Annotated in this window: 1 pseudogene; it reads right to left on the bottom strand. The window is 68.9% G+C overall.

The features are described 5' to 3' along the window. Positions 1 to 376, bottom strand: a pseudogene (locus IG05_RS0141250) (DeoR family transcriptional regulator); the annotation flags it as partial.

Here is a 376-nt window from a genome sequence, read left to right as displayed (position 1 = left end):
GCCCTTCGTGCCTCTCGTGGCGCAGATCTCGTACGGGACCTTGTGCTCGTCCAGATCCCGCAGCGCCTCGGCCGACGCCCCGTCGTCGACGAGGAGCAGGTCGTAGCGGGACAGCGGGACGACCCGGTGCAGCGCGACCCGGGCGAGCTTGGTGTGGTCGATGAGCAGGACGTTGCGGGCGGCCGCGTCGAGCATGGCCCGCTTCACCGACACGATGTGCTGTTCCTGGTGGTATGCGTAACCCCCGTGCACGGCGGACGTCGAGGTGAAGCACACGTCCACGCGCAGCTGTTCGACCGCCTCCACGCAGGACACCCCGAGGAAGGAGGAGTGCAGCGGGTCGTAGTCGCCGCCGAGGGCCATCAGATGGATGCCC

The sequence above is a fragment of the Streptomyces sp. NRRL S-1022 genome, from assembly GCF_000720135.1.
Lineage (GTDB): Bacteria > Actinomycetota > Actinomycetes > Streptomycetales > Streptomycetaceae > Streptomyces.
This window is presented reverse-complemented; position numbering and strand designations above follow the sequence as displayed.